This is a genomic window from Thiocapsa sp., from assembly GCF_011390875.1.
In the GTDB taxonomy this organism is placed as follows: domain Bacteria; phylum Pseudomonadota; class Gammaproteobacteria; order Chromatiales; family Chromatiaceae; genus Thiocapsa.
Genome location: NZ_JAABRP010000267.1, coordinates 1 through 2,835 on the forward strand (window position 1 = coordinate 1; position 2,835 = coordinate 2,835).

The 2,835-nt window shown below is 66.2% G+C and carries 3 protein-coding genes; all 3 read right to left on the reverse strand.

Annotated features, from left to right (window positions below):
• Positions 1-556: DUF4381 domain-containing protein (locus tag GPT33_RS16760; RefSeq protein ID WP_296811229.1), on the reverse strand; the 556-nt coding region annotated here is incomplete at its 3' end.
• Positions 556-1,473 carry a DUF58 domain-containing protein gene (locus tag GPT33_RS16765; RefSeq protein WP_296811232.1) on the reverse strand — a complete coding sequence of 306 codons (918 nt, stop codon included), beginning with the start codon at positions 1,471-1,473 and terminating at the stop codon, positions 556-558. The genes GPT33_RS16760 and GPT33_RS16765, both read right to left, overlap by 1 nt.
• A 28-nt stretch (positions 1,474-1,501) precedes the next feature.
• Positions 1,502-2,458, reverse strand: coding sequence for an AAA family ATPase (locus GPT33_RS16770; protein ID WP_296811234.1), 957 nt, complete (start codon positions 2,456-2,458; stop codon positions 1,502-1,504).
• Positions 2,459-2,835 lie beyond the last annotated feature (377 nt).

Below are 2,835 nucleotides of genomic sequence, written 5' to 3' on the forward strand. Positions count from 1 at the left end.
TCAGACCGTGGCGTCGACCCTGCGGCGTGTCGCGGACCTCGACCCAGGCGAGTGCCGCGTCGATCAGGGCCAGGAGATCCTTTGCGCCGACGCGGCTGTGAAGTACGCCGGCCGGCGCATAGGGTGCGTCGATCAGGATGCGTCCCCGCTCATGCCAGTGGAAGCCGTTCGGATCCTGTGCCGAGAGCCAATCAAGCCAAGCCGTTCCGACGAGGCCCGCGCAGGCCGAACGCCCGAGCCGCGCCATGGCGATGCGGCGCAGCAGCTCGGAGAGCTCGCCGAGTGTCTCTTTGGCGTCCTGGCCCTTGACGGCACGGCGCTTGAGATCGCGGAGCGCGGCCGCGGCCTCCCAGCGCCAAGTGCCGAGCGTGATGCCGGGGATGGGGATGCGCAAGCTGATGCGGGCACGCGAGCGCCAAACGAAGAGGGCGAGCAGCGTCAGGGCGATCGCCAGCAACCACCAGCCGGGGGCCGGTGGCCACCAGGGGATGGGCGGGATGTCGTGGATATCGCGCAGCATCGCGACGGGCGGGGAGGGGGCGAGGATCGGGTCCATCACACCGCCCGCGAGCGCGCCCGCTGCTCCAAGGCGCGGATCAGGCTGAGATGGATCTCGGCATCGGTCCGCACCGGCAGCAGGATGATCCCGAGCCGATGGACCACCGCCTGCAGCAGGGCGCGCCGCTCTTCCCATGCCGCACGATAGCTGCGCCGGGCCTGCGGGTCGTCGGTGTCGACCTCGACCAGCGTGCCGTCGGTGCCGGTGAAGGTGGTGATGCCCATCGCCGGGATCTCCCAATCCGCCGGGTCGTCGACCGGGATCAGTGCGACCGAGTTGCGTTGTCCGAGGTCGCCGAGGATTGACTCCAAGCCCATGGCATCGCGATTCAGATCCGCGATCACGAAGACGAGCGAGCCGGTGGGCAGACCCGAGGTCGCCCGCCGCAGCGCACCGCCGAGACAGTCGATGGAGGGATCCAGCTCGGCGCCGGGCACGGTCAGGGCGCGCAGCAGTTGCCAGAGCGCGCGGCGACCGCGCGAGGGGCGAAAGTGCTGGAGTCCGGTGGATGGATCACCGAAGACGAGTCCGCCGACCCGGTCGTTGAGCCGGCTCGCCGCCCAGCCGATCAGGGCCGCCGCACGGGCCGCCTGCACCGACTTGAAGGTCCCGCGCGTGCCGAAGGCCATGTGCGGACCTTTGTCCACGCAGAGCACCACCGAGCGCTCGCGCTCTTCGCGGAAGATCTTCATGTGCGGCTCGTTGGTGCGGGCCGTCACCTTCCAATCCATATAGCGGATGTCGTCGCCCTCGCGGTACTCGCGCACCTCCTCGAAGTTGACCCCGGCGCCGCGGAAGACCGACGCGTAGAGTCCGGCGAAGGTCGAGTTGACGAGATGGTGGGAGGGCAGCCCGAGCGTGTGGGCCTGATGGCGCAGCTCCAGCAGGTCGTCGAGACGGGGATAGAGGCTCATCGTACGGCGGCCGATCTCAGGGGGGATGTCAGGGGATGGCCACCAGGGTCAGCAGTCGGTTGACGAAGACGTCCGTGGTCACACCCTCGGCCTCGGCCTCGAAGGTCAGCAGCAGACGATGGCGCAGGATCTCGGGGACGACGGCCTGAATATGATGAGGTGCGACGAAATCGTCGCCGTCGAGCCAGGCACGCGCGCGGGCGCAGCGGGCGACCGCGATACTGGCACGGGGCGAGGCGCCGAACCGACACCAGCGCCCCAGATCTGAATCGTAGAGCTTGGGCTGGCGGGTTGCCTGCACTAGATCGACGATATAGCTGTGCAGCTTCGGATCCAGATAGAGCCCGGCCACATCGCGGCGCATCGCGAAGAGATCGGCCTGACTCAGGCGCTCGACGGGCGCGGTCTCGGGCTCCTTCTGCTGTCGGGCGTCGAGCTCGAGGATCTTCAGCTCCTCGTCGCGACTGGGATAGGTGACGACCGCCTGCATCAGGAAGCGGTCGAGCTGTGCCTCGGGCAGGTGATAGGTGCCTTCCTGCTCCACCGGGTTCTGGGTCGCCAGCACCATGAAGAGCTTGGGCAGCGGATAGGTCCTGAGACCGACCGTGATCTGGTGCTCCGCCATGGACTCCAGCAAGGCCGATTGGACCTTGGCCGGCGCGCGGTTGACCTCGTCGGCGAGCAGGATGTTGTGAAAGAGCGGACCGGGTCGGAACTCGAACTCGCCCTTCTCGTGGCGATAGATGTCGGTGCCGATCAGATCCGAGGGCAAGAGATCCGGCGTGAACTGGATGCGGTGGAAGTCGCCCTCCAGTGCATCGGCCAGCGCCTTCACTGCAGTCGTCTTGGCCAAACCCGGCATGCCCTCGACCAAGAGATGCCCGTCGCTCAGCAGGCAGATCAGCATGCTGTCGATGAAGGATGCTTGGCCGATGATGCGGGAGGCGATGTGGTCGCGAACGGGCTTGAGATCGCTTGGCGTCATGCTCTTTTACGTCTTGTCCGGGTGGCTGACTGCTTGCGGTGGGCGGTAGGACCGCCGATTCTTCCGATCGGTCGCGTCCGGCCGCTCAATGCTGTGCCTTTTCCACGGCAAGTGCAAGCCTCGGCCGGACCGTCGGGCTTGCTCGATTTATCAGTATATTCAGATGTTTTCATCCGGGTGCCTGCCGTATCGGCGCGGGTCCGAGCTTATGCACGGGCCGGCGATGTCCGTCCGTCGACTCGACAGCGAAGGGACGTCGCGCAAGCCTTGACAAACCGGTTGTACACATGGGTTCCAAGCGCCTTCTCGCCGTGTCCTTGATGTTGCGAACGATCGATTGCCGATCGTTCACGAAACGTCAATCTATTGTTTTTTAA